At 64.8% G+C, this 23486-nt stretch carries 27 protein-coding genes and 1 pseudogene; 19 read left to right on the plus strand and 9 right to left on the minus strand.

Going from position 1 to position 23486, the window contains the following annotated elements:
• Nucleotides 1–301 precede the first annotated feature (301 nt).
• Entirely contained in the window at nt 302–1225 is a 924-nt protein-coding gene (locus LB520_RS14810) for a DUF1003 domain-containing protein (RefSeq protein ID WP_224608179.1), read from the minus strand.
• Between the two features lie 501 nt (nt 1226–1726).
• Here LB520_RS14810 and LB520_RS14815 point away from each other — a divergent pair.
• On the plus strand, nt 1727–2176 hold the full coding sequence (locus LB520_RS14815; RefSeq protein ID WP_224637976.1) for a universal stress protein: 450 nt from the start codon (nt 1727–1729) through the stop codon (nt 2174–2176).
• Between the two features lie 205 nt (nt 2177–2381).
• Here LB520_RS14815 and LB520_RS14820 read toward each other — a convergent pair.
• Nucleotides 2382–3230, minus strand: a pseudogene (locus LB520_RS14820) (D-alanyl-D-alanine carboxypeptidase family protein); the annotation flags it as partial.
• 462 nt (nt 3231–3692) lie between these two features.
• Here LB520_RS14820 and LB520_RS14825 point away from each other — a divergent pair.
• From LB520_RS14825 to LB520_RS14840, 4 genes are all read left to right on the plus strand, one after another.
• Nucleotides 3693–5501, plus strand: coding sequence for a methyl-accepting chemotaxis protein (locus LB520_RS14825; RefSeq protein ID WP_224637978.1), 1809 nt, complete (start codon nt 3693–3695; stop codon nt 5499–5501).
• 241 nt (nt 5502–5742) lie between these two features.
• On the plus strand, nt 5743–6849 hold the full coding sequence (locus LB520_RS14830) for a hypothetical protein (protein WP_224637979.1): 1107 nt from the start codon (nt 5743–5745) through the stop codon (nt 6847–6849).
• 369 nt (nt 6850–7218) lie between these two features.
• Complete coding sequence (locus tag LB520_RS14835; RefSeq protein ID WP_140843669.1) at nt 7219–7845, plus strand: nucleoside triphosphate hydrolase; 627 nt, start codon at nt 7219–7221, stop codon at nt 7843–7845.
• 152 nt (nt 7846–7997) lie between these two features.
• On the plus strand, nt 7998–8318 hold the full coding sequence (locus tag LB520_RS14840; protein ID WP_224637980.1) for a hypothetical protein: 321 nt from the start codon (nt 7998–8000) through the stop codon (nt 8316–8318).
• 420 nt (nt 8319–8738) lie between these two features.
• Here the strand turns inward: LB520_RS14840 and LB520_RS14845 are convergent, their stop codons facing one another.
• From LB520_RS14845 to LB520_RS14855, 3 genes are all read right to left on the minus strand, one after another.
• Nucleotides 8739–9443 (minus strand): glutathione S-transferase family protein, encoded by a 705-nt coding sequence (locus LB520_RS14845; RefSeq protein WP_224637981.1) that lies wholly within the window; start codon nt 9441–9443, stop codon nt 8739–8741.
• Nucleotides 9444–9572: 129 nt separating this feature from the next.
• Nucleotides 9573–10781 (minus strand): beta-ketoacyl-[acyl-carrier-protein] synthase family protein, encoded by a 1209-nt coding sequence (locus LB520_RS14850; RefSeq protein ID WP_224637982.1) that lies wholly within the window; start codon nt 10779–10781, stop codon nt 9573–9575.
• A 4-nt stretch (nt 10782–10785) separates the two neighbouring features.
• Nucleotides 10786–11040 (minus strand): acyl carrier protein, encoded by a 255-nt coding sequence (locus LB520_RS14855; RefSeq protein WP_041003067.1) that lies wholly within the window; start codon nt 11038–11040, stop codon nt 10786–10788.
• A 204-nt stretch (nt 11041–11244) separates the two neighbouring features.
• Between LB520_RS14855 and LB520_RS14860 the strand changes: the two genes are divergently transcribed.
• From LB520_RS14860 to LB520_RS14880, 5 genes are read left to right on the plus strand one after another with little or no spacing between them, the layout of a single operon-like run.
• Nucleotides 11245–12126, plus strand: a complete 882-nt coding sequence (locus LB520_RS14860; RefSeq protein WP_224637983.1) for an urease accessory protein UreD — start codon at nt 11245–11247, stop codon at nt 12124–12126.
• A gap of 21 nt (nt 12127–12147) precedes the next feature.
• On the plus strand, nt 12148–12450 hold the full coding sequence (locus LB520_RS14865; protein ID WP_095805092.1) for an urease subunit gamma: 303 nt from the start codon (nt 12148–12150) through the stop codon (nt 12448–12450).
• 12 nt (nt 12451–12462) lie between these two features.
• Nucleotides 12463–12717, plus strand: a complete 255-nt coding sequence (locus LB520_RS14870) for a DUF1272 domain-containing protein (RefSeq protein WP_224637984.1) — start codon at nt 12463–12465, stop codon at nt 12715–12717.
• A 25-nt stretch (nt 12718–12742) separates the two neighbouring features.
• Entirely contained in the window at nt 12743–13336 is a 594-nt protein-coding gene (locus LB520_RS14875; protein ID WP_224631543.1) for a HupE/UreJ family protein, read from the plus strand.
• A 7-nt stretch (nt 13337–13343) separates the two neighbouring features.
• Complete coding sequence (locus tag LB520_RS14880) at nt 13344–13649, plus strand: urease subunit beta (RefSeq protein WP_095768089.1); 306 nt, start codon at nt 13344–13346, stop codon at nt 13647–13649.
• 20 nt (nt 13650–13669) lie between these two features.
• Here the strand turns inward: LB520_RS14880 and LB520_RS14885 are convergent, their stop codons facing one another.
• Entirely contained in the window at nt 13670–14155 is a 486-nt protein-coding gene (locus LB520_RS14885) for a hypothetical protein (protein ID WP_224638120.1), read from the minus strand.
• A gap of 159 nt (nt 14156–14314) precedes the next feature.
• Entirely contained in the window at nt 14315–14692 is a 378-nt protein-coding gene (locus tag LB520_RS14890; RefSeq protein ID WP_140843685.1) for a hypothetical protein, read from the minus strand.
• A gap of 167 nt (nt 14693–14859) precedes the next feature.
• On the opposite strand from LB520_RS14890, the gene ureC reads away from it, so the two are divergent.
• The 8 genes from ureC to LB520_RS14930 all read left to right on the plus strand — a co-directional run bounded on the left by ureC (nt 14860) and on the right by LB520_RS14930 (nt 21060).
• The gene (ureC, locus tag LB520_RS14895; protein ID WP_411969889.1) at nt 14860–16572 is read left to right on the plus strand and encodes an urease subunit alpha; all 1713 of its coding nucleotides are present in this window, start codon (nt 14860–14862) and stop codon (nt 16570–16572) included.
• A 93-nt stretch (nt 16573–16665) separates the two neighbouring features.
• Nucleotides 16666–17259, plus strand: coding sequence for a hypothetical protein (locus tag LB520_RS14900; RefSeq protein ID WP_224637985.1), 594 nt, complete (start codon nt 16666–16668; stop codon nt 17257–17259).
• Between the two features lie 58 nt (nt 17260–17317).
• Complete coding sequence (locus LB520_RS14905; protein WP_318012097.1) at nt 17318–17923, plus strand: glutathione S-transferase family protein; 606 nt, start codon at nt 17318–17320, stop codon at nt 17921–17923.
• Complete coding sequence (gene ureE / locus LB520_RS14910) at nt 17920–18480, plus strand: urease accessory protein UreE (protein WP_224637987.1); 561 nt, start codon at nt 17920–17922, stop codon at nt 18478–18480. The genes LB520_RS14905 and ureE overlap by 4 nt, the downstream gene beginning before the upstream one ends.
• The gene (locus LB520_RS14915; protein WP_411969893.1) at nt 18434–19144 is read left to right on the plus strand and encodes an urease accessory protein UreF; all 711 of its coding nucleotides are present in this window, start codon (nt 18434–18436) and stop codon (nt 19142–19144) included. The genes ureE and LB520_RS14915 overlap by 47 nt, the downstream gene beginning before the upstream one ends.
• Nucleotides 19141–19581 (plus strand): DUF3995 domain-containing protein, encoded by a 441-nt coding sequence (locus tag LB520_RS14920; RefSeq protein ID WP_224637988.1) that lies wholly within the window; start codon nt 19141–19143, stop codon nt 19579–19581. Before LB520_RS14915 ends, LB520_RS14920 begins: the two co-directional genes overlap by 4 nt.
• Nucleotides 19578–20210: an urease accessory protein UreG gene (ureG, locus tag LB520_RS14925; RefSeq protein ID WP_224637989.1), complete on the plus strand. Its 633-nt coding sequence runs from the start codon at nt 19578–19580 to the stop codon at nt 20208–20210. The genes LB520_RS14920 and ureG overlap by 4 nt, the downstream gene beginning before the upstream one ends.
• Nucleotides 20211–20292: 82 nt before the next feature.
• A complete protein-coding gene (locus LB520_RS14930; protein WP_224637990.1) occupies nt 20293–21060 on the plus strand; it encodes a class II aldolase and adducin N-terminal domain-containing protein in 768 nt (255 codons plus the stop codon).
• 407 nt (nt 21061–21467) lie between these two features.
• On the opposite strand, the gene LB520_RS14935 is transcribed toward LB520_RS14930, so the two are convergent.
• Nucleotides 21468–22100, minus strand: a complete 633-nt coding sequence (locus tag LB520_RS14935; RefSeq protein ID WP_224637991.1) for an HAD family hydrolase — start codon at nt 22098–22100, stop codon at nt 21468–21470.
• 208 nt (nt 22101–22308) lie between these two features.
• Here LB520_RS14935 and LB520_RS14940 point away from each other — a divergent pair, with 208 nt between their 5' ends.
• Nucleotides 22309–23265, plus strand: a complete 957-nt coding sequence (locus tag LB520_RS14940) for a sugar-binding transcriptional regulator (RefSeq protein ID WP_095768100.1) — start codon at nt 22309–22311, stop codon at nt 23263–23265.
• 21 nt (nt 23266–23286) lie between these two features.
• Here the strand turns inward: LB520_RS14940 and LB520_RS14945 are convergent, their stop codons facing one another.
• Nucleotides 23287–23472 carry a hypothetical protein gene (locus tag LB520_RS14945; protein ID WP_095768101.1) on the minus strand — a complete coding sequence of 62 codons (186 nt, stop codon included), beginning with the start codon at nt 23470–23472 and terminating at the stop codon, nt 23287–23289.
• Between the last annotated feature and the right edge of the window lie 14 nt (nt 23473–23486).

The following is a 23486-nucleotide window of genomic DNA, read 5'->3' on the forward strand; positions in this document are numbered from 1 at the left end:
GACCTCTGCCTTCGGAGGGCAGCGCTCTATCCAGCTGAGCTACGGGTGCTTCCCGGGAAAACGAACCGGCCGGTGAGCCGGCCAGCCACGGCTTCATAGCGGAAGCCGGCCGTGGCTTCAACGGCCAATTGGCGATTGTGCGGCGGCCTGAGACGGGTTGATTGTTTCACCGATAGCTATCGGACATGGCGCTCCCTCGACGTCGCGGCTTCGCCGAGCCCACCGTTTCGGAGCAAGCCGCGGGTCTCGCCGCCCTTCGGACCTCGGTTTTTTGGGCGCGAGGAACCCAAGCTCTTGGGTCTCACCCCTCCGCCTCCACCTTCGCCACTCTCCTCCTCACCGCCCTTGTCGCCCGCTTCTGCTTCTTAGCCCCCGCCAGTTCGTGCATGGCGTCGAGCTGCATCTGCTGCATTTCGGCCAGCCGTTGCCATTGGCGCGAGATCAAATAGTCGAGCTTTTCGTGCAGGTGGCGCACTTCGAGCTCGGCTTTCAGGTTCACCCGGTAGTCGTTGAAGGAGCGCAGGCGGTCTTTGGCTTCCTGCCGCTTCTGGCTCATCATGATCACCGGCGCCTGGATGGCGGCGATGCAGGAGAGCAGAAGGTTGAGCAGGATGAACGGGTAGGGATCGAAGGCGTGCGCCAGGCCGGCGATCAGGTTGATGCCGATCCAGACCAGAAGCACGGTGGCGAACGAGATCAGGAACCACCAGCTGCCGCCGAACTCGGCCATCGTGTCGGAGACGCGGTCGGCGAACGAGCGGTGCTCCTCGAACTCCTCTTCCGAGTTTTCCGAGATCGTGTCTTGTCTCGCGATCGATTCAACCACCTGGCGGTCGAGCTCGGAGAACTCACCGTGCTCCTGCTGCAGCAATTCCTCCATGTAGCGCATGCGGTAGCGGCCGAGCTCCTCGCGGCTGATGCGGGCGCCGCGCGGCAGGTCGGGATGATCGGAGCGGATGCGGTCGGCAAGGCTGGGCCTGAGATCGTCGATGCGCACCAGGTCGCGCTTGCGGAATTTCCGGCCGCTGATCGCCGAGGGTTTTTTCTTCGGCTTGATCCGGCCGGGCACATGCGGTTCGGAATCCGGCACTTCCGGCGCTTCGAGGATCTCGTCGGCTCCGTGCTGGGCATCCTCCAACACGGTTTCCGCCTCGAGATATTCGCCGGCGACGTCGTTCTCGTTGTCTGCCTGCTTCTGCGCGGCTGCCTTCGGGTCGCTGGCCATGGTCGGTGCTCCTGTTCGAGGCTTTGCGATACGATACGCCAAGCCGGCGCGGCATATCCATGGTCAGTGTGAAAAGTGTGTGACGAAACAAGTTCTTGTGATTGGGCGGGCGTTGCTTTCTCCGCCGACCTTCGCGCTGCAATCGCACCTGGCGGCGCAGCCCCCTCTCCGTCTCGGCGCTTCGCGCCGATCCACCTCTCCCCCGCTTTGCGGGGGCGAGGAAACGCCAATCGCCATTGCCGCGCCGTTCGCAATCCTGGGTTCCTCGCCCCCGCCGGAGGCGGGGGAGAGGTGGCTCGGCGAAGCCGAGACGGAGAGGGGAGCGCCGTCGGCAATTTCTCACCACCCTGGAGCAATCGTCTCCGCCGCCTGGCCTTGATCCAGATCAAGCTGGCCCCTGTGGCGGGCCTGATAGGCTGACTATATCGAGATCAGGCCTGAGCGTTCAGGCTCCCGCCACCTGAGCCGCGCGCAGCGGCCCGCAAATGAGGGACCGCCACCATGTACAAGAAAATCCTGATCGCCACCGACGGTTCGGAACTGGCCCAGAAGGGCGTCGCCCACGGGCTGGAGCTGGCCGTGGGCCTTGGCGCCGCCGTGGCTTTCGTCACCGTCTCCGAGCCGTTCCCGACGCTGGCCTGGGGCGGCGCCATGGCCGGCTATGTCGCCGCCGACGAGCTCACCAATTACCAGGAAAGCGCGCGCAAATTTGCCCGCGAGCTGCTCGACAAATGCAAGGCCGAGGCGGATGCGAAGGGCATCGGTTCGAAAACCCTGCACATCGAGAACCGCACCCCCGCCGAGGCGATCCTCGAGGTGGCTACCGCGGAGGCCTGCGACCTGATCGTCATGGCCTCACATGGCCGCCGCGGGCTGGGGCGCCTTGTGCTGGGCAGCCAGACGGCGGAGGTGGTGTCGCTGACGCAGATCCCGGTGCTGGTGGTTCGGTAGGTCCTAGGACGGCGAGGCGCTGGACGTCGAGCGCGCCATACTACTGCGCCGGCAGCAGAGGCGAACTGGGCGACGCCAGATCCGGCGACGGCAGATCCGACGCCGGCTGGCCCGGCAGCGTCGATGCAGGCGTCGCCTGATTCGGCTTGGACAGGCCGGGCAATGCCGAGCCGGGCGGCTGCAGGCCAGGCGGCGGCGAGGCCGGCTGTTGCCCGGAATACATCAGCCTGGGCTGGCCGGCATCGGCTGTCGTCGGCCCCAGGCTTCGCTGGATCAGCGCCTCGACATGGTTGTTGCGCTGGCGCGCGCTGTCGGCGCCCATCACCACCACGATCAGATGCCTGCCGTCGGCATTGTAGGAGGTGACGATGTTGTAGCCGGAGGCACGAATGTATCCGGTCTTGATGCCGTCGACGCCGCGCACGCGGCCCAGCATGTCGTTGTGGCCGCGCACCAGCCGGCCGCGGAACATGAAGTCGCTTTCGGAGAAATAGTGGAAATGCTGCGGAAAGCGCTTTTCCAGCGCCATGCCCAGCACCGCCATGTCGCGCGCCGTGGTCACCTGGCCGTCGTCGGGCAGGCCGCATGCATTGCGGAAGTTGGTGGCGGTCATGCCGAGCTGGCGCGCCTTGGCAGTCATCATGGCGGCGAACTGGTCCTCTGAGCCGCCGCCCAGATACTCGCCCACCGCCACCGCCACGTCGTTCGCCGACTTCACCACCATGGCGCGGATGGCGGAATCGACGTCGATCGTCTCGCCGCGCCGGAAGCGCAGCTTCGTCGGCGGCTGCGAGGCAGCATGGTCGGAAACCGGGATCTGCGTTTGCTTGGTGACGCGGCCGCTCTCCAGCGCCTCGAACAGCATGTAGAGCGTCATCATCTTGGTCAGCGAGGCGGGATAGCGCTGCGCCGTGGAATTGACCTCGAACAAGGTCTTGCCGGTCGAGGCGTCGACCACGATCGCCGCATATTTCTGCGGCTTCGCCGGCACGGCAAGCACGCTTTCAGGCGGCGCGGCCGTGGTGCAGCCGGCCACCAGCAGGAGCAGGGCCATCGCAGTGATGAGTTTCTGGAGGAGGAGGAAGGGACGGGGCAAGACGGTTCTAAAGCTGTTGCTGAGATGCGGCGAAGCTAACGTAACGCATGTGCCGCGTCCAATTGGTTAACGCGCGTGACAAGGCATTTGCCCAGGTTATGGAGGTTCGAGCCGTCGCTGAAGCTGCCAATCTCCCCCCTTGCGGGGGAGATGCCTGGCAGGGCAGAGGGGGTGCTGTCCCGCCGGCGTGGCCGTCATGGGAAATAGGCCCTCGGACGCAGCGTTGATTGAACATCGCTCTTCTGCAAAGCCGCGTTTCTTCGCACCCCCTCTGTCCTGCCGGACATCCCTGCCCGCAAGGGGGAGATCGGATGCTGCTTGGCTTTCGCCAATCGCCAGCGTTGCAGGATGTCCCCGCTTTGCCTTCCGCCCCTCCTTTCCGTTAATATGCGCCCGGCTTGGTTTTTGGGGGGATCGGCAATGTCGGAAATCGCCACGGGTACCACCTCGCTTCTGCGGGCATCGCTTAGCCGCACCGGCAAATGGGCGGCGAGCTTCGCCTTTGTCAGCGGCGCGATTGGCGACGTGCTCAACCCGCTCGGACCCTTTGCCGCCTATATCGCGCTCGGCGCCGCCGTCGCGGCGTTGATCATCGCCATCGCCATGGTGCTGCGCCTGGTGCTGGCGGCAAAAGCCATGCCGGCGCTGATCTTCGCCACCAGCGCGGCGGCAATCGCCGGCGGCGTCTACGGCATCCAGCAGCAAACGAATTCGCAGAACGGCGTGATCGCCAGCCTCGTGCCGGCGGTGGCCGAGCTGCAGCAGTCGCTGGGCATCGTCTCGCAGAAAGTGGCGAAGATCGAAAAGACCGTCACAGAGACGCAGAAGACCGTCGAAGCGGTCAAGAAGTCCACCGACACGGTAGCGAAGACGACCGAAGAGATCGCGCTGACGCAGACCAGGCAGACCCAACAGGGCACCGAGACGCAGAAGACCGTGGAGGCGGTCAAGCAGACCACCGACACTTTGGCCGCAGGCCAGCAACGGCAGCAGGCGCAGGTGGAAAAGCTGCAGGCGACCACCGAGCAGATCGCCGCTTCTATCGACACCATCGCCAAGGGCTTTGCGCAGCTTGCGGCGCAGGGCGGAACGATAGCCGATCCGAAGCGCCCGGACGAATTCTATCATAATGCCCGCGTCTATGAGCTGGCCGGCGACATGCTCAACGCCCGCCGTTCCTATCTTGGTTTTGCCGGCTTCGATGTCGATGCGATCGACCCCTATACGCGCTTTGCCACGCTGCTCAGGGTCCAGGACGGCAAGGCGGGCGCCCGCGAAGTGTTGGGTTCTCTGGCGGAAAAGGCCAGGGCGCCGTCGATTAAGCTCGTCCATCTGTTGCAGTTCGACGATGTCCAGCGGCTCGACAAGCTCAACGCCTTCATCGCCGCCAACCCGGATTACGTGCCGGCTTACTTTCTCCTGGCGCAGGAGTTTTCGGAAGACCGCCTGGGCAGCCAGACGCTGGCCGACAAGCGCAGCGAGGCGACCGCGCTGACCAAGTTCGTTTCCTACGAGAAGGATGGCGGCCTGCTCAAATATTTCGTCGATCAGACCCAACTGGCCGACTGGCTCGACCGCAGCCGCGCCCGGCTGACGGCATTGGGCGACGTGCTCGACCCGTCGCGCTTCGTGCCGACGCTGACGCCGACGCGCTCCAACGCCGGCTGGTCGATGACGATCTCGCTGCCCGAGCCGGCGACGGCGATTTCGTGGCGGCTCGGCGCCAATGGCCCGTTCACCGAGACCGGCATGCTGGCGATGAACGACCAGCGCACCGGCAAGCCGATGCCCAATCCGAGCTTCGAATTGCCGGACAGCACCGCGGCGACCAATATCGGCATCAGATATCTCGACATCCGCGGTCGTGAGACCGGCCCGTTCGACATCCGCTTCGATCCGGATTCGGCGCTCCAGCAGGGCAACAAGCAGATCCTCGACCAGTTCTGGACGTCGTGGATCGCCTTCGACGCAGGCGGCAATCGCGGCCTGGTCTATTTCACCCAGATGCTCTCCTTCCGCTGCGCCATCAGGCAAGTGCATTACAGCCTGAACGGAACTGCGCTCGACAAGGAGATCAAGATGCCACCCTGCGACGCCAAGGACCCTTATGCGATTCCTTCCGACTACCAGCCCTACCTCAAGATCAAGGACGACGTGAAATCGATGGCGGTGCAGGTGACCTATACCGATGGCACCAAGTCGCCGGTCAGGGAGTATAAAAGGCAGTAGGGTCGTTTTCAGCGTGGCGCTGTTCCCCTCTCCTTGCGATTTTTTATCGCGCGTGAAGCGGCGACCTATCCTTCGTCATTCTAGGGTCTGCGCGCGTCGCTTCGCTCCTTGCTTCGCCCTAGAATGACGAAGGATAGGTTGGCGGGGGCGAAAAAGCCTGATGCAAATTGCCAGCCATCACGCTTGCGTATCCGGTGCTGGACAGGCTTTGCTGCCGCGAGAAAAGATTCGGGAAGCATTCATGGACACGCTCACCATCGGCGCAAAGGGCATCTCGGTTTCGCTCGATCTTGCCGTCGGTCACATCAGTGCCATGGAGGTCGAGGCCGAAGGCCGCCTCCTGAAGCCCCTGCATCGCGCGCCCTGGGTCGGCTCGCCGCGCGAGACATTGCCCGCGAACCTCCCCGAAGGCACGGTGCGGCTCTCAGGCGATTTCCTCTGCGCGCCTTTCTCCACCAGCGACGTCGAGACCGCACCCCTGCATGGCTGGCCCGCCAACAGCGAGTGGGACGTCGTCGACAACGGCGCGGTTCCCGGCGGCTGGCGCGCCGTCTTCCGGCTGCGCCGCAAGGTCATGGGCGCCACTGTCGACAAGGTCTTCACGCTGCGCGATGGCCATCCTTTCCTCTACCAGGAGCACGTCTTTTCCGGCGGCGCCGGCGCGATTTCCGTCGCCCATCATCCGATGACGGCGATGACGGGCGGCGGTCGGCTCGCCTTCTCTGCGAAGCGCATGGCCGTCACGCCGCCGATGCCGCCGGAGCCCGATCCGGCGCGCGGCCGCTTCATGCTGGCCTATCCGGCTCGCGCCGCCGACCTCACAAAATTCCCGCTTACCGCCGGCGGCACAACCGACCTTACCGACTACCGCATGGAGGACAGGCGCGAGGATTTCATCACCCTGGTCGAGGCGGATCACGGCGGCCCGGGCTGGACGGCGATTGCCCGGCGCGCCGAGCAGGATCTGGTTCTGGTGCTGAAGAACCCGGCCGAGCTGCCGGTCACCATGCTGTGGTTCTCGAATGGCGGCCGCGACTACGCGCCCTGGAGCGGCCGTCACGTCGGCGTGCTCGGCATCGAGGACGGCCGCACGGCCGTCGGCCACGCCGCTTCGCTCGGTGACAACTGGTTGAAGCATGAAGGCGTGGCCACAGTCTTTGCACTCGCCGAAGGGCGGTCGGTGTCGTTTCGTCATGTCATCGGTGGGGTTCCGTCCGCGGACGTGGAGCCGCCGAGCGGCTTGGAATCGGCGCCTGACCGCCTGCGTGTCCTCGCTGCCGGCGGGGCAGCGCGGGAGGTGCCGTTCGACGGCGGGTTCCTGCGCATCGGCCGCTCGGTTCCTGCGTAGTTGGGGCAGTGCGTCTAGAAATTCGTCATTCCGGGCGGGCCTCTAAGGAAGGACGGTTACGTTGCTCTGCGACGCCGAGTTCCGTCACACCCCCCTCTGGCCTGCCGGCCATCTCCCGCAAGGGGGAGATTAGACGTCGCCACCGCTTTCGCCAATCGCCTGCGTTGAAGGAAGAGCGCGGTCGACGGAACCGCCAATCTCCCCCCTTCCGGCAGGACAGAGGGGGGTGCTGTCCCGCCGGCGTTTTGGATTTCTGCATGAACTGGCAGCATGCGACTGCCAGGCTGCAGTCTAAACGACGTCCTAAGGTTTGAATTTTCCGCCGACACCCGCCAAGATGTCGGCTGAACCGCAGCCGGAAAGCCGCCGATGTCCGAGATCGCCCATATCACAGCCGCCATCTTCAAGCGCGCCGGCGGAGCCAGGCGCTTCGTTGTCGCCATCGCCGGTCCGCCCGGCTCCGGCAAGTCGACGCTGTCCGCTGCATTGCATGAGCTGCTGCCGGAAGGCACATCCGAAGTAGTACCGATGGACGGCTTTCATTATGACGACATCATTCTCAACCGCCGCGGCCTGCGCCCGCGCAAGGGCGCGCCGGAAACGTTCGATTTCGCCGGTTTCGAGACGCTCTTGAAGCGCATCCGCTCCGGCGAGCCCGATATCGCGATTCCCGTGTTCGACCGCAGCATGGAACTGTCGCGCGCGGCGGCCGAAATCGTCGGCACCGACACCAAGTTCATCCTGGTCGAGGGCAACTATCTGCTGCTCGACGAGGAGCCGTGGTCGCGGCTGGCGCCTTTGTTCGATTTCACCATCTTCGTCGACGTGCCGCGGGCCGAGCTCGAAAGCCGCCTGATGGAGCGCTGGCGCGAGCACGGCAAGTCCGACGAGGACGCCCGCGCCTGGATCGCCTCCAACGACATGCCCAACATCGAGCGGGTGCTGGCGCGGCGCCGGCCGGCCGATATGGTCGTTGGTTCCTTGGTTATTGGTTAACCTGCTCAATTTTCAATATTTTCCGGCGGGAACTTTAAGGTTTTCGCGCCGTTATGACCGTATCCCGAATTGTCCGGCGCCGGAGCAATTCCAGGAAGGCGGGTGTACGCTTTCCCTCCGAAACTGCGAACCGAGAATGCAGGAGCCGTCAGATGGCAACGAACAGCAGAAAAACCGCGCCCAAGAAGGCCAGGGCCAGCCAATCCAGGACGACGCAAGCCCAAGCCGGCCCCGCGGCGGCCGAACGATCGAAGGACGCCAAGCCGGCCTTCGGTAAGGCAGCGCCGAAGAAAGTGACGCCCGGCGCGGCCCACAAGGTCGCAGCCAAGAGCGCGAAACATGCCAAGTCGCCGGCAAGCAAATCGGGGCCGATCCGCACCGTGGCCAGCGTCGCCACAGGAGCGGTCGTCGCCACCGCGCGGCTCGCGGCTTCCGTGTTCGGTCGCGGTGGTGCCAAGGCCAAGGCGAAGTAGCCCCTTTACGCGATTCCGGACGGCGAAGTCGCCGAGCCGGACCTTCGCGATTGGCCACCACGACAGCACGGTCGTCATTCTAGGGCGGAGCAAGGAGCGAAGCGACGCGCGCAGACCCTAGAATCCATGCCGTGACGCTAAGGCGTTGCTGCGGTTACAGAATTCTGCACCGTTGCACTCTACGGCAAGGGCCACGGCATGGATACTCGGGTCAAGCCCGAGTATGACGACGACACGGGGGTTTCGGCTAATCTCCAACGCAGGCGCTAGCCGCGCCCGCTTAGCCACCGCCATCTTCAGCCAAAGCGCCTTTTCCGAGCGTCGAACCAGCCCGGCATGGGCCGCGCGATCAACCTCGGTCAAGCGCGCCCGCAGGGCTTTTTTTGTTGCGCCCACCGCTGCACGTTTCCCGAAGCTACTTCAGCCCTTCGCCGGGATGGTCAGGCCCCTCTTCACCGCAGGCCGTGCCAGGCCGCGCTCCAGCCATTCGGCAACGGTCGGGAAATCGTCGAAACCGACCAGGTCGCGCGCCTCGTAGAACCCGATCAGGTTGCGCACCCAGCCCAGCATCGACACATCGGCGATGGTATAGTCGTCGTCCATGATCCACTTGCGACCCTTCAGGCGCGTTTCCATGACGCCGATCAACCGCCGCGACTCATCGCGGTAACGCTCCAGCGGCCGCTTGTCGGCGATCTCGCGTCCGGCGAATTTGTGGAAGAAGCCGACCTGCCCGAAGATCGGGCCGATCGCCGCCATCTGGAAGAACACCCACTGGATCGCCTCGTAGCGGCGCGCCGGATCGGCGGGAATGAGCTTGCCGGTCTTGTCGGCCAGATAGAGCAGGATGGCGCCGGATTCGAACAAGCCGATCGGCTTGCCGCCCGGACCGTCCGGATCGATGATCGCCGGTATCTTGCCGTTCGGATTGAGCGACAGGAATTCCGGCGTCCAGCTCTCATTCTTGCCGATATCGACATAGTGCGGCTCATAAGGCAGGCCGATCTCCTCCAGCGCGATCGACGCCTTCACGCCATTGGGCGTCGTGGCGGAATAAAGCTGCAGGCGCTCGGGGTGCTTGGCCGGCCAGCGCTTGGCGATCGGAAAGGCGGACAGGTCGGTCATCGCAAACTCCGGATGCGGATTGGCGCGGGGCTTTTTGGCGGGTGAGGGAGAATTAGGTCCCCGGCCGGCCGGGATCAATACACCGGCAAGCGGCTTGGCATGGACACACAGTCAACCAGTGGGCCGCGGTCAAACCGTCTTGAAGGCCAGCACCGCATTGGTTCCGCCGAAGGCGAAACTGTTGCTGAGCGCCGCGCGCACCTTGCGCTCGCGCGCCGTGTTCGGCGTCACGTCGAGATCGCATTCCGGGTCCGGCTCGCGGTAATTGGCGGTCGGCGGCACGATGCCGTCGCGGATCGCCATCACGCAGGCGATCATCTCCAGTCCGCCCGAAGCGCCGAGGCAATGCGCATGCATCGACTTCGTCGACGACACCGAAAGCGAACGGGCATGCTCGCCGAAGACGCGCTTGATCGCCGCTGTCTCGATCTGGTCGTTGGCCTTGGTACCGGTGCCGTGCGCGTTGAGATAGTCGACATCTTCCGGATTGAGCCCGGCATCCGCCAGGCAAAAACGCATTGCCGCTTCCGGTCCCTCGATGGTCGGCGCGACGATGTCGGAGGCATCGGCCGAAAGCCCGACGCCGGCGATCTCGGCCAAGATGGTGGCGCCGCGCGCCATCGCGTGATCGTAGCTTTCGAGCACCGCCATGCCGGCGCCTTCGCCGAGCACCAGCCCGGCGCGATCGGCCGAGAACGGCCGGCAGGTGTCGGGCGAAAGCACCCTGAGCGCCTCCCAGCCCTTCAGCACGCCCCACACCAGCGGCGCTTCGGTGCCGCCGGCGACCATCACGTCGGCGCGACCGAGCCTGATCTGGTCGACCGCCGAGGAAATCGCATGGTTGGCCGACGAGCAGGCCGAGGTGGCGCCGAAAACAGGGCCGCGCAACCCGAGATTCATGCTGACCTGGCCGGCGGCGGCGCCCGGCATCACTTTCGGCACGGTGAAGATGGCGGCGCGGTTGCGCCCTTCGAGCAGGATGGCGCGGTAGTTCTCCTCGATCGTCTCGAAGCCCGCGACGCCGATGCCGACGATTGCGCCCATCCGGTAGGTGTTGTCGGCATGCGCGGTCAAGCCCGATTGCTGCATGGCTTCCCGCGCCGCGATCACGGCCAGCAGGCTGAAGCGGTCCATCGACACGACCTGCTTGCGGTCGATGCCATGGTCCGGCAATTGCTTGATTTCGCAGCCGGTCTTGACCTTGAGGTCATGCAGCGACGGATTGTCGATAGGGCCGATGGCCGAGCGGCCGGCGCGCATGGCGTCCCATATCGCCGCCGCATCGTTGCCGAGCCCGCAAATCCCGCCAATACCGGTGATGACGACGCGTTTTTGCATGCAGTCAGGCTTTTTTCGCGATCAGTTCGCGAACCGCCTCGACCATGTCGCCGACGTTCTTGAGGTTGCTCCAGGCATCGACCGTGTTCATCTCGATCTCGATGCCGTACTTTTCCTCGAGATCGAAGATGATCTCGGTCAGCTCCAGCGAATGGATGCCGAGCGTGCCGAGATCGGTGCTGGCGGTGATTTCCTCGCCGCCGGTATCGGCATGCGCCTTGATCTTTTCGATGATCTCGGTCGTCAGCTGGTCAGCCATTCGGTTCCTTCCCTGTCGTTGCCCGACGCCAACTGATCAGCGCCTCTTTTTTTGATCCCCGGACCCAACAAACGCCGTTGCCCTTACCTCGCCAGACACCGCGCGACCGCTCCAAGGTGGCTTCCCTCTATAGAAACCGAAACGATGTCAAGCAACAAGCGATATCGACAAAGCCGCCGGAGTGCTTAACCTGGGATCATGGACATGATCGGCAACACTTTGACATCCCAGCCTGCCTCGCCTTTGGCCGTCCCTCCCTTGCCTGCCCCGCAACGTGTTGCCGGACTGGGCAGGCTTTTCTGCAGCAAGAGCGGCGGCCGGACGCGCCTGCGGCGGCTTTATCAGGACGGATCGGCCAAGGTCCGCCTGCCGGCGGTGCAAGGCGATCCGCTCGAGGCGGTGCTGATCAACACCGCCGGCGGGCTGACCGGCGGCGATCGCCTCGGCTGGACGGTCGAGGTCGGCGCCGACGCCTCCGCCGCCGTCACCACCCAGGCCTGCGAGAAGGTCTATCGCGCCGCCGCCGACAGGGCCGAGACAAGCGTCAACCTGCGGGTCGGTCCGGGCGGCCGCATCGCCTGGCTGCCGCAGGAAACCATCGTTTTCGACCGGGCCGCCTTCGTCCGCACGCTGGATGTCGAGCTTGGCGACGATGCCGAGGCATTGATGCTCGAAGCCACGCTGTTCGGCCGGCTGGCGATGGGCGAGCGGATGGTTCAAGGCAGTTTCCGTGACCGCTGGCGGGTTCGCCAGGGCGGTGCGCTGGTCCATGCGGAGGATTTCCGGCTCGGCCCGGACATCGCCGCAACGCTCCAGTGGCGGGCGGCGACCGGCGGCGCGCTTGCCGTCGCCACATTGCTGCTGGTGTCGCCGCAGGCTGAAAGTCTGCTGGAGCCGGCCCGCGCCATCATCGGCGGCCCCGCCATCGGTGGTTGGGGCGGCGCCAGTTTCTGGCGCGTCGGCCGATCTGGCAAGCTTCTTGCGAGGCTCTGTGCCGGCGACGGCTACCAGCTCCGCAAGCGGCTGGTTCCGCTCGTCGAACTGCTCAATGGGCGGGCGGGCCTGCCCAAATTGTGGTCACTCTGATTTAAAATATCGGGAAGTTGCATGAACCTGACGCCGCGTGAAAAAGACAAGCTGCTGATCGCCATGGCGGCGATTGTGGCGCGCAAGCGGCTGGAGCGCGGCGTCAAGCTCAACCATCCCGAAGCCATCGCCTTGATCACCGACTTCGTCGTCGAAGGCGCGCGCGACGGCCGCCCGGTCGCGGAACTGATGGAGGCGGGTGCGCATGTTGTCACCCGCGCCCAAGTCATGGACGGCATCGCCGAGATGATCCATGACGTCCAGGTCGAGGCGACGTTTCCCGACGGCACCAAGCTGGTGACCGTGCATGAACCGATCCGGTGAGGAGGAAGACAGATGCTGGAGCTCAGGCCGAATTGCGAATGCTGCGACAAGGACCTGCCGCCGGAAGCGACCGACGCGCTGATCTGCACCTTCGAGTGCACCTTCTGTGCCGACTGCGTGGACAATGTGCTGGCTGGCGTCTGCCCCAATTGCGGCGGCAATTTCGCGCCGCGGCCGATCCGGCCGGCGGCCAAGCTGACGAAATATCCGCCGTCGACCAGGCGCGTGCTCAAGGCCGAAGGCTGCGGTCCGCGCAAGGCCGCTTGACCGGCTCAATTGGAAGGGCAGAAAGATGATCCCCGCTTCGACGAAACGTAGCACGCTTGCCGCGATCCTTTTCCTGGCAGCCGCCATGCCGGCCTATGCCCATGTCGGCATCGCCACGACCTCGTCCTTCGCCGCCGGTTTCGCGCACCCGCTGTCCGGTCTCGACCACATGACGGTCATGATCGCCGTGGGCCTTTGGGCGGCGCTGAAGGGCGGCAAGGCTATCTGGGCCTGGCCGCTGGCCTTTGTCGGCGTGATGCTGGCCGGCGGCGCGCTCGGCATGCTGCATGTGCCGATGCCTTTCGTCGAGCCCGGCATCCTCGCTTCCGTGGTGACGCTGGGCCTGCTGGTGGCGCTGGCGATCGACCTGCCGGTCTCGACCGGGATCGCGGTCATCGGTCTTTTCGCGCTGTTCCATGGTCACGCCCACGGCACGGAAGTGCCCGAAAACGCCGGCGGGCTGGAATACATTGCGGGTTTCGCCGCCGCGACGGCCCTTCTCCATGCCGTGGGCATCGCGGCGGCCCTCAGCCTCGGCATGCGCTTCCGCAGCCTGGCGCGCGCTGCAGGTGCGGCTTGCGCGGCGGCCGGCGTCGGCCTCGCCTTCGGCGTGTTGTGAGGGCGCGATGATCCCCGGCGAAATCATCGCGGCCAAGGGCGAGATCGCGCTCAACGAGGGCCTGCCCACCGTGACGCTCAAGGTCGCAAACAGCGGCGACCGGCCGATCCAGGTCGGCAGCCACTATCATTTCTACGAGACCAATGAGGGCCTGAAATTCGACCGCGAGAGCGCGCGCGGCATGCGGCTCGACATCGCCGCCGGCACCGCGATGCGCTTCGAGCCCGGGCAGGAGCGCGACGTCACGCTGGTGCCGCTGGGCGGCAAACGCGAGGTCTATGGCTTCCAGCAAAAGGTGATGGGCAAGCTGTGACGTCCGCCGGCGCGCTCACATCACTTCGGAGGCTTGGCGGCGGCATAGATGACGACCTTCCCCGGATTGTCGAACTCTACGGCGAGCACGTCCTCGGCCTGCACGCGCCGCGAATCGATCGCGTTGAAGAGCAGGGCGTTCGCCTCGATCTCCTGGCGCAGTTCGGCCACGTCCTCCTGATGCTGCTTCACCTTGTTCTCTATCGCCGGCGGCGGCCCGCCCTCGCTGCGCGCCGCGTCGGTCAGGAACACGATGTCGACCGTATCGAGCTTGGTTGTCTTTCGCACCGTGCCGATGTTGTCGCGGGTGCGGTCGATGGCAGTGATGACCTTTCCGGCCTCCGTCGAGGAAAGCGCCTCTTCCTGTCGGATGTCGGAATCGACGATTGCCGCGGCGGGCCTGTCGTTGTCCAGCGGCTGCGCCGCGGGCGCCGCATGGGGCGCAGCCACGAAAAGCGTGGCGGCAACCGCGGAACTCCATCGTTTAAAACGCGGGGCTTTCGCCATCGCTCGCTCCTGACTGAACTCGTGGCTGGGCGAAAACAACGAAACGGTCCTGCTTGGCCGGAGGTTCCCTTCAAAAGCCGGCAGGCGGACCGTGACGCGGCCCGCATTCCCTTCAAAATATGGCTGGCGGACCGCAAGGCGGCCCGCCTGGGCGTGCAATCAGCTCGCTTTCTTGGTGATCAGCGTCAGCGCGCCATTGGGCTGCATGCTTGCAGCGATCACTTGCGCGGAGCTCATGCCCTTGGCTTCGAGCGCGGATTTGACCTTGGGCGTGGCGTCGATCGACTTGCGCAATGTCTGCAGGCCGGCATCGCCGCGTTGCGCCACGATCTGGTTGACCTGCGTCTGCGTGTCCTTGGGCAGTTCGGTGATATCGACGACGTTGACGCTTTGGATCGCGGGCGCTGCGGGCTGGGCTTTCGGCGCGGCGGGCGCGGTCGGCGCGGGGCTGGGCTGCGGCGTCGGCTGCTGCTGGGCATTGGCAGTGCCCGCCATCAACGTGGTGGCGGTTGCGGCGAGAAGAATCGCTTTGAGCATGGATATTCCTTCCATCGGTTTGGCAAACGGTCGTTCTGGGCTGACCGGGGCACCTCAACCGCCAAATGGGAGCGCAAGGTGTCGCCGAGCGGGTCATTGCGTGACCATTGGGTGGCGACAATGTGCACCTCGCGTTCATTCAACCTGAATTTCGGGAGCAATCGCTGATGGCCAGGATAAGCCGTGCCGCCTATGCGCAGATGTATGGACCGACGGTCGGCGACAAGGTGCGGCTAGCCGACACCGAGCTCTTCATCGAGGTGGAGAAGGATTTCACCGTTTACGGCGAGGAAGTGAAATTCGGCGGCGGCAAGGTCATCCGCGACGGCATGGGCCAAAGCCAGGTCACGCGGGCCGGCGGCGCGGTCGACACCGTCATCACCAATGCGCTGGTCGTCGACGCGCTCACCGGCATAATCAAGGCCGATATCGGCCTGAAGGACGGCCGCATCGCCGCGATCGGCAAGGCCGGCAATCCGGACACGCAAGCTGGCGTCACCATCATCATTGGCCCCGGCACCGAGATCATCGCCGGCGAAGGCAAGATCCTCACGGCCGGCGGCTTCGACGCGCATATCCATTTCATCTGCCCGCAGCAGATCGAGGAAGCGCTGATGAGCGGTGTCACGACGATGCTGGGCGGCGGCACGGGCCCCGCGCACGGCACCTTGGCCACCACCTGCACGCCCGGGCCCTGGCACATGGCGCGCATGATCCAGTCCTTCGACGCGTTCCCGATGAATATCGGCCTGTCGGGCAAGGGCAATGCGTCAAAGCCGGCGGCGCTGGAAGAGATGGTGCTGGCCGGCGCCTGTTCGCTGAAATTGCACGAGGACTGGGGCACCACCCCGGCCGCCATCGATTGCTGCCTGTCGGTCGCCGACGCCTACGACGTGCAGGTGATGATCCATACCGATACGCTGAACGAATCCGGCTTCGTCGAGAACACGGTGGCGGCCATCAAGGGCCGCACCATCCATGCCTTTCATACCGAGGGCGCCGGCGGCGGCCATGCGCCCGACATCATCAAGGTCTGCGGCCTGCCCAACGTCATCCCCTCCTCGACCAATCCGACCAGGCCCTACACGGTCAACACCTTGGCCGAGCATCTCGACATGCTGATGGTGTGCCATCATCTGTCGCCCTCGATCCCCGAGGACATCGCCTTCGCCGAGAGCCGCATCCGCAAGGAGACGATCGCCGCCGAGGACATCCTGCACGACATCGGCGCCTTCTCGATCATCTCTTCCGACAGCCAGGCCATGGGCCGCGTCGGCGAGGTGGCGATCCGCTGCTGGCAGACCGCCGACAAGATGAAGCGCCAGCGCGGCGCGCTGCCGGACGAAACCGGCGACAACGACAATTTCCGCGTCCGCCGCTACATCGCCAAATACACCATCAATCCGGCCATCGCGCATGGCCTGTCGAAGGAGATCGGCTCGATCACCGTCGGCAAGCGGGCGGATCTGGTGCTGTGGAACCCGGCCTTCTTCGGCGTCAAGCCGGAGATGGTGCTGGTCGGCGGCTCGATCGCCGCAGCACCCATGGGCGATCCGAACGCCTCGATCCCGACGCCGCAGCCGATGCACTACCGGCCAATGTTCGGCGCCTATGGCAAGGCCCTGACCAACTCCTCGGTGACCTTCGTCTCGAAGGCCGCCTTCGACGCCGGCCTGCAGGGCAGGCTGGGCGTCGACAAGGCGATGATCGCGGTCGAGAACACGCGCGGCGGCATCGGCAAGCATTCGATGGTGCTCAACGACGCCACGCCACATGTCGAGGTCGATCCCGAAACCTACGAAGTGCGGGCCGACGGCGAGCTCTTGACCTGCGAGCCCGCGACCGTGCTGCCGATGGCGCAACGGTATTTCCTGTTTTGACAGGCGGCTGATCGGCGAATGGGCAAATATCGTTGCGGCTCGCGCGCGCAGACCGCAATATGCGGCAAAGCAGCAGCCGCATTGTGATTACGCATGGCCACCGAAATAGCCTCCCCGCATGACATCTTTCCGCATATCCGCATCGTCATGGGCATGGTGATCGGCCTCGGCGTCACGCGTCTGCTTTCGGGAACTGCCCGCATCGTCCAGCATCCAGGCCAGTACCGGCTCTACGCGGTGCATCTCGCCTGGGTAGGTTCGGTGTTGTTGATGCTGGTGCATTTCTGGTGGTGGGAGTTCGGCCTCTACGCCATCGAGAACTGGACCTTCGGCAAATATCTTTTCATCATCTTCTACGCCATCACGCTGTTCCTGCTCTGTGCGCTGCTGTTTCCGGATTCGATGCTCGATTATACCAGCTACGAGGATTATTTTTACTCGCGCCGCGCCTGGTTCTTCGGACTGCTCGGCTTCACCTATCTGCTCGACGTCGTCGACACGCTGCTCAAGGGTCCCGAGCACTTTGCCCGCTTCGGCAATGAGTATCTGTTCCGCACGCCGGTCTTCGTCGCGCTCTGCATCGTCGCGATCCTGGTGCGCGACCGCCGCTTCCACATCGCCTTTATCGCGGCTGCGCTGATTTATCAGATATCCTTCATCCTGCGGCTCTTCGACACCATCGTGTAAGTGGCATTGGGCCGATGCTTGCATTGATCTAGGATTGGGGGAAATGCAGGGTTCAACCATGTACAAGGCCGTCGGATCGCGCGGATCCCGGGTCAGCCGGGTGCTCTGGATGCTCGAGGAGCTCGGGCAGCCCTACGAATTCGTCGAGGTGAAGCTGCGCTCGCCGGAGGCTTACGCGCTCAACCCCTCCGGCAAGGTGCCGATCCTGATCGACGGCGAGCTCAAGGTCACGGATTCAGCGGCGATCTGCGTCTATCTGGCGGACAAGCATGCCGACAAAGGCATGGGCGCCAATCCGGGTCTTGCCGGCCGTGCCGAGATGGATTCCTGGATGCATTTCGCCCAGAGCGAGCTGGAAGCGCCGCTGTGGAACAAGCTGCGCCACCGCTTCCTGCTGCCCAAGGATGTGCGGGTCGATGTCGGCCCGGCCGCAGCCTATGATTTCGCATCCGAAATAAAGGCGCTGGAACGGCGGCTTGGCGACAAGCCCTTTGCGCTGGGCGACCGGTTCTCGGCCGTCGACGTGCTGCTGGGCGATATTGGCGGCTGGGCTCGTGCTGGCCGTTTTCCGATCGAGTCCCAGCGCGTCAACACCTATTTCGATCGTGTCCTCGGGCGCCCCGCTCGTGCCCGTGCCCAAGCCAATGGCGGAGCCATGAAATGAAGCTCAACATCACCACCGATTTCACCAAGTTTCCGCGCGCTGTCTCAGTCGTTCCAGCCGGCGAGGCCGGCTCAGCGCCGCCCTACGACAAGGCAGTGCTGCCGCATGACGAGCGGCACCTGCGCCGCCGCGCCATCGAGACGGCGGGCGGCGAAAAGGTGCTGGTCGACCTGCCCGAGCCGGTGGCGCTCGCAAATGGCGACCGGCTGGTGCTGGAGGACGGCCGCCAGCTCGAAATCGTCGCGGCGCCCGAGGAGGTCTACGACATCCGCGCCCGCGACGCGGTTCATCTCGCCGAGCTCGCCTGGCACATCGGCAACCGTCACCTCGCCGCGGCGATCGAGGCGGAGCGCATCCTCATCCTGCGCGACCACGTCATCAAGGCGATGCTCGAAGGCCTCGGCGCCACGGTGAACGAGGTTTCGCAGCCCTTCAGCCCAGTGCGCGGCGCCTATTCCGGCCATGACCACGGCCATTCGCATGACCATCACGATCATGACCACCAGCACCATGATCATCACGATCACGACCACGACCATCACCATCATCATGACTGAGGAGCTTTCCAGTGTCGCGCTGCTGCGGCTGATGGCCTGGCTGTCGCCGTCCTTTCCGGTCGGCGGCTTCTCCTACAGCCACGGGATCGAGCGCGCCGTGCATGACGGGCTGATCGCGGATCGTGACGATCTCGCCGGCTGGCTGGAGATGCTGGTCGAGATCGGCTCGGGCTGGAACGACGCTGTGCTCTTCGCCGAAAGCTGGCGCCGCGGACGTGACGGCGGCGATCTCAGCGAGGTTGCCGCGCTGGCCGAAGCGCTTGCCGGGTCGCAGGAGCGGCACACGGAAACCATGCTGCAGGGCACAGCCTTCCTCCAGGCGGCGTCGGCCTGGTCGTCTCCGGTGCTGGAGCGTTTGCCGGCCGATTGCCCCTATTGTGTTGCGGTAGGCGCCGTTGCGGGCAGCGGCGGCATCGGCCTTTCGGAGGCGCTCTCCGCTTTCCTGCAGGCTTTCTTCTCCAACCTCCTGCAGGCGGCAATCAGGTTGGGTGTCGTCGGCCAGGTCGATGCCGTCACATCATTAGCCGCCTTCGAACCTGTGGCGCTGGCGACCGCATCGCGCGCCGCCGCTTCCCGCCTGGACGATCTGGGCGGCGCGGCCTTCATGTCCGACATCATGGCGATGCAGCATGAGACGCAGTACTCCAGGCTGTTCCGCTCATGATCGTGCTTGCTGTCATCCTCTCCTTCGTCCTGCTCCTGATCACAACGCTGCATGTCTATTGGGGCATAGGCGGCATCTGGCCGGGCACGGACCAGGCATCCTGCGCCCGCGCCGTGGTCGGTTTCCGCGGCGTCGACGAGATGCCGTCGTCATTCGCGAGTTTTGCTGTCGCCGCTTGCCTCGCGCTCGCGACGCTCTGGCCACTGGCGCTCGCGGGTGTCTTTGCGACGCCCTTTCCACGGGAAGGCCTGGCTGCCACGGCTTTGATGATCGGCCTCGTCTTCCTCGGCCGCGGCATCGCCGGCTTCACGCCCTGGTGGCGCCGGCTTGCGCCCGAACAGCCTTTCGCGCGGCTTGACCAAAGTCTTTATTCGCCGCTTTGCCTCTTGATCGGGGCAGGCTTCGCAATCCTTGCCATCACGGAGTTTCCGGCATGACGTCGAAAAATGGCCCTCTTCGCATCGGCATCGGCGGCCCGGTCGGCTCCGGCAAGACGACGCTCACCGAAAAGCTCTGCAAGGCGCTGCGCGACGACTTTTCGATCGCCGTCGTCACCAACGACATCTACACCAAGGAGGATGCGATGATGCTCGCGCGGCTACAAGCATTGCCCGAAGAGCGCATCGTCGGTGTCGAGACCGGCGGCTGTCCGCACACCGCCATCCGCGAGGATGCCTCGATCAATCTGCGCGCCATTGCCGAGCTGAACAAGAAATTCCCGGATCTCGACATCATCTTCATCGAATCCGGCGGCGACAACCTCGCCGCCACCTTCTCGCCTGACCTTGCCGACTTGACCCTCTACGTCATCTCGGTCTGCCAGGGCGAGGAGATCCCGCGCAAGGGCGGCCCGGCCATCACCCGATCGGATTTCCTCGTCATCAACAAGAGCGATCTGGCACCCTATGTGAACGTCAACCTCGACGTCATGGAGAGCGATGCCGGCCGCATGCGCGGCAAACGGCCGTTCGGCTTCACTGATCTGTCGCGCGGCAAGGGATTGCAGCAAGTGATCGACTTTATCGTCGAACAGGGCGGCCTGCAGTCGGCGCGCCCGGCGGCTTGATCCGCTGAGCCAGCGTTTATCGGTTGCTGGCAGCCGCCATGCGCGGCATTCTCGGAAAACAAACCCAAGCGGAGGATTTTCGATGAGCCTTGCCCGCCTGCACAAGGAACCGCTGAGTAATCTGCCCTATTATGAGGAGCGGGTCGATCTCGCCGCCGCCTTCCGCTGGACGGCGCGGCTCAACATGCACGAAGCGGTGGCAAACCATTTCTCGCTGTCCGTTAACGAGGACGGCACGAAGTTCCTGATGAACCCCAACCAGGTGCATTTCTCGCGCATCAAGGCGAGCGACCTGCTGCTGATCGACGCCAACGATCCCGACACGCTGTCCGGACCCAACGCGCCCGACCCGACCGCCTGGGGCCTGCACGGCGCCATCCACCGCAACGTCCCGCATGCGCGCTGCGCCATGCATGTCCATTCGATCCACGCCACCGTGCTTGCTTCGCTCGCCGATTCGACGCTGCCGCCGGTCGACCAGAACTCGGCCATGTTCTTCAACCGCCATGTCGTCGACGCCAATTATGGCGGCTTGGCCTTCGAGGAAGAGGGCGAGCGCTGCTCGCAGCTTCTCACCGACCCCAAGGTCAAGGTGATGATCATGGGCAATCACGGCGTCATGGTCATCGGCGACACCGTCGCCGACACCTTCAACCGCATGTTCTATTTCGAACGCGCCGCCGAGACCTACATCAAGGCGCTGTGGACCGGCCGTCCGCTGCGCACGCTCTCGGACGAGATCGCCGAGAAGACCGCGCGCGAGATGGACGATTATCCCGGCCAGGCCGAGCGTCATCTGGCCGAGCTGAAGGCGATCCTCGACGAGGAAGAGCCGGTCTACCGGAATTGATGCTGGACTCCTTCCTTCTTCCCCCGGTTACGCTATGCACACATCTTCTGTGACTGGCGCGACTGATCAGGCCGAGGCTTGATTGCCAGGTGGTTCCCCCGATCCGTCGCTGCTTCGCAGCGCCACCTTCCCCCCCTCCGGAGGGAAAGGAAGGGAGCGTTGCTGGGCGGGCGTTGACGGCAAAAGGCTTGGCGCCTTTCCTCTACCCCGTCGATCGGGGGAGAGGTGGCTCGGCGAAGCCGAGACGGAGTGGGGGTCGACCACCGCTACATAAGACAATGCATGCGCCAAGCTGCCATGCACGCTATCGCCAAAGGCCAGCCCGCTTGGAAATGTGTGCATGCCGTAGCCCGTTTTACGGGGAGAAGATGCCCGAAGGGCGGGGCGGCGCCGAGGTCTGAAGCTGCTCAGAGCCCCAGTTGCGCCCGCAGCTCCTCGGCGCTGTTGATGACGATCGCGCCGGCCGGGCCTTCCATCGGCGCCTCCGGCCAGAAGATCGTCTTCATGCCCGCCGCCAGTCCGGCCATGGCGCCTGTCAGGCTGTCGTCGACGGCAAAAGCATCCGCCGGATCGACGCCGGCGAGATAGGCGGCGCGCAGGAATGGTTCGGGAAGCGGCTTGCCGTCAATTACGTCATTGCGGCTGACCGTCATCATGCCCGGATAGGTGAGGCCGACGGCGCGCAGATTGGCGTCGACGATCAGCCGGTCGGAGTTGGACACCACCGCCTGCTCGACGCCGAGCGCGCGCAATTCGTTGAACACCTCGATCGCGCCGGGGCGGGGCTTCAGCGTTTCGGCCAGCGGCAGATAGTGATCGTATTTGCGCACGATCCAATCGTCGAAGGGCAGTGCGAGGCCGAACTCGTCGCGCAGCATTTCGTAAACCGGCCATGCCGCGATGCCCAGCACGCGCTGATGCAGGTCGGCCGGCGGGGCGATGCCGACGCTGCGCAGCGCCGCCACAAGTGCCGCCTCGTGCAGCGGCTCGCTGTCGACCAGCGTCCCGTCCATATCCCAGAAAACGGCTTTCGGCGTCATGCGCGGCTCCCTTCGCCGATCCCCCTTAATCGGTTTCCCGGTGGAGATAAACCGTCCCGCCGGCAAATGGTTGGGCAAGCGGCGGATTGATCCTTCGGGATCAGGAAAACTGCCAAGCAATTGCTCTTTCGATAGACAATTGCGCGTCGGCGCAATCGCTGTAAGCTATGGCGCCCGTTTCAGCATTCTGCGGGCTGGGAGGCGAGACGTGAATTCGCGACAGGAAATCGGCAGCACCAGGTTGGACGACGCCGCGCGCGCCGGCTGGCTTTATTATGTTGCCGGCAACACGCAGGACCAGATCGCCGCCAAGCTCGGCATCTCCAGGCAGACGGCGCAGCGGCTGGTATCGCTCGCCATGTCGGAGGGCCTGATCAAGGTGCGGGTCGATCATCCGATCGCCAACTGCCTGGACCTCGCCGCGCGGCTTAAGTCGCGCTTCGCGCTCGACCTTGTCGAAGTGGTGCCGAGCGACCCGACGTCGAGCTCGACGACGATCGGCATCGCGGAGGCGGCCGCGGCCGAGATCGAACGCCGGCTGCGCTCCGAGGCCCCCATCGTCATGGCGATCGGCACCGGGCGCACGCTGAAGGCGGCGATCGAGCAACTGCCGCCGATGGACTGCCCGCAGCACAAGGTCGTGTCCTTGACCGGCAACATCTCGCCCGATGGCTCGGCCGCCTTCTACAACGTCATCTTCACCATGGCCGACCGCGTCAAGGCGCGGTCATTCCCGATGCCGCTGCCGGTCATCGCCTCCTCGCCGGAAGAGCGCGAGATGCTGCTCAACCAGCCGATGATCCAGCCTACATTGGCGCTGGCGGCCGAGGCCGATGTCACCTTCGTCGGCATCGGCGATCTCGGGCCCAAGGCCCCGCTCTACGAGGACGGCTTCATTTCCGAAAACGAGTTGAAGGCGCTGCAGAAGGCAGGCGGTATCGCCGAGATCGTCGGCTGGGTGTACGACCGCGAAGGCCGCATGATCGAAGGCATCACCAACGATCGCGTGTCTTCCGCCGCGCTGCCGTCGCGGGAAAGGTCGCTGGTCATCGCTCTGGCCATGGGCGAACGCAAGCTGGCGGGCATCCTGGCCGCCGTCAACCGCCGGCTGGTCAACGGCCTCATCACCGACGAACGCACGGCCGAAGCACTGCTTGCCGGCTGATTGCCCATAAAAAGTGCCGGGCTATTGCGAGCGGCCGCGCGGATCGTTGCCGTCGAGAAAACCCATGTCGCGCTGCAGATGCTCGGAAAATTCCCGGACATCGAGATAGCCGCGCCTGCGGCCCGAAAACCTTGCAAATTCCCGCAGGAGCGTGAAAAACCAGCCTTGTGCCGGGGTGGAAACGAGCTTTTCCTGAACCGTGACCATGATCGTCAGCCTTC

Source organism: Mesorhizobium sp. CA12 (assembly GCF_020165255.1).
Classification (GTDB): Bacteria; Pseudomonadota; Alphaproteobacteria; order Rhizobiales; family Rhizobiaceae; genus Mesorhizobium.

Excerpts from the sequence above, each read along its gene's own strand:
- LB520_RS14815 (WP_224637976.1), top strand. The coding sequence starts at position 1,727 with ATGTACAAGAAAATCCTGATCGCCACCGACGGTTCGGAACTGGCCCAG.
- LB520_RS14880 (WP_095768089.1), top strand. The coding sequence starts at position 13,344 with ATGATCCCCGGCGAAATCATCGCGGCCAAGGGCGAGATCGCGCTCAAC.
- LB520_RS14885 (WP_224638120.1), bottom strand. The coding sequence starts at position 14,155 with ATGGCGAAAGCCCCGCGTTTTAAACGATGGAGTTCCGCGGTTGCCGCC.
- LB520_RS14920 (WP_224637988.1), top strand. The coding sequence starts at position 19,141 with ATGATCGTGCTTGCTGTCATCCTCTCCTTCGTCCTGCTCCTGATCACA.
- LB520_RS14830 (WP_224637979.1), top strand. The coding sequence starts at position 5,743 with ATGGACACGCTCACCATCGGCGCAAAGGGCATCTCGGTTTCGCTCGAT.
- LB520_RS14860 (WP_224637983.1), top strand. The coding sequence starts at position 11,245 with ATGATCGGCAACACTTTGACATCCCAGCCTGCCTCGCCTTTGGCCGTC.
- LB520_RS14870 (WP_224637984.1), top strand. The coding sequence starts at position 12,463 with ATGCTGGAGCTCAGGCCGAATTGCGAATGCTGCGACAAGGACCTGCCG.
- LB520_RS14855 (WP_041003067.1), bottom strand. The coding sequence starts at position 11,040 with ATGGCTGACCAGCTGACGACCGAGATCATCGAAAAGATCAAGGCGCAT.
- LB520_RS14835 (WP_140843669.1), top strand. The coding sequence starts at position 7,219 with ATGTCCGAGATCGCCCATATCACAGCCGCCATCTTCAAGCGCGCCGGC.
- LB520_RS14875 (WP_224631543.1), top strand. The coding sequence starts at position 12,743 with ATGATCCCCGCTTCGACGAAACGTAGCACGCTTGCCGCGATCCTTTTC.
- ureC (WP_411969889.1), top strand. The coding sequence starts at position 14,860 with ATGGCCAGGATAAGCCGTGCCGCCTATGCGCAGATGTATGGACCGACG.
- LB520_RS14840 (WP_224637980.1), top strand. The coding sequence starts at position 7,998 with ATGGCAACGAACAGCAGAAAAACCGCGCCCAAGAAGGCCAGGGCCAGC.
- LB520_RS14890 (WP_140843685.1), bottom strand. The coding sequence starts at position 14,692 with ATGCTCAAAGCGATTCTTCTCGCCGCAACCGCCACCACGTTGATGGCG.
- LB520_RS14935 (WP_224637991.1), bottom strand. The coding sequence starts at position 22,100 with ATGACGCCGAAAGCCGTTTTCTGGGATATGGACGGGACGCTGGTCGAC.
- LB520_RS14930 (WP_224637990.1), top strand. The coding sequence starts at position 20,293 with ATGAGCCTTGCCCGCCTGCACAAGGAACCGCTGAGTAATCTGCCCTAT.
- LB520_RS14865 (WP_095805092.1), top strand. The coding sequence starts at position 12,148 with ATGAACCTGACGCCGCGTGAAAAAGACAAGCTGCTGATCGCCATGGCG.
- LB520_RS14905 (WP_318012097.1), top strand. The coding sequence starts at position 17,318 with ATGTACAAGGCCGTCGGATCGCGCGGATCCCGGGTCAGCCGGGTGCTC.
- LB520_RS14900 (WP_224637985.1), top strand. The coding sequence starts at position 16,666 with ATGGCCACCGAAATAGCCTCCCCGCATGACATCTTTCCGCATATCCGC.
- LB520_RS14850 (WP_224637982.1), bottom strand. The coding sequence starts at position 10,781 with ATGCAAAAACGCGTCGTCATCACCGGTATTGGCGGGATTTGCGGGCTC.
- LB520_RS14845 (WP_224637981.1), bottom strand. The coding sequence starts at position 9,443 with ATGACCGACCTGTCCGCCTTTCCGATCGCCAAGCGCTGGCCGGCCAAG.
- LB520_RS14915 (WP_411969893.1), top strand. The coding sequence starts at position 18,434 with ATGATCATCACGATCACGACCACGACCATCACCATCATCATGACTGAG.
- ureG (WP_224637989.1), top strand. The coding sequence starts at position 19,578 with ATGACGTCGAAAAATGGCCCTCTTCGCATCGGCATCGGCGGCCCGGTC.
- LB520_RS14825 (WP_224637978.1), top strand. The coding sequence starts at position 3,693 with ATGTCGGAAATCGCCACGGGTACCACCTCGCTTCTGCGGGCATCGCTT.
- ureE (WP_224637987.1), top strand. The coding sequence starts at position 17,920 with ATGAAGCTCAACATCACCACCGATTTCACCAAGTTTCCGCGCGCTGTC.
- LB520_RS14810 (WP_224608179.1), bottom strand. The coding sequence starts at position 1,225 with ATGGCCAGCGACCCGAAGGCAGCCGCGCAGAAGCAGGCAGACAACGAG.
- LB520_RS14945 (WP_095768101.1), bottom strand. The coding sequence starts at position 23,472 with ATGGTCACGGTTCAGGAAAAGCTCGTTTCCACCCCGGCACAAGGCTGG.